General features: G+C 47.9%; 1 protein-coding gene. It reads right to left on the minus strand.

Translation table 11 applies throughout. From position 1 onward, the window contains the following. Window positions 1-217 (minus strand): transposase (locus tag ACSZO4_RS26045; protein ID WP_437891956.1); only part of this gene is annotated, 217 nt, incomplete at both ends.

Below are 217 nucleotides of genomic sequence, written 5' to 3' on the forward strand. Positions count from 1 at the left end.
TTGACCATTGAAAGATAATTCCTCGCCGTTTTGTCGTAACGTGTTGCAATGCGCCGGTATTCTTTCAGGCGACCAAAGCACCTCTCAACAACGTTGCGATTGCGGTAGGCTTCACGATCGAGTGGTGAACGACCATCTGCGGCCATTTTTTCATTGGATTTACGCGGGATGACTGCTTTTATCCCTCTTCTTTTCAGTTCGTTACGTAACGCATGCC

It is taken from the genome of Phytobacter sp. V91, assembly GCF_965644225.1.
Lineage (GTDB): Bacteria > Pseudomonadota > Gammaproteobacteria > Enterobacterales > Enterobacteriaceae > CBFFRJ01.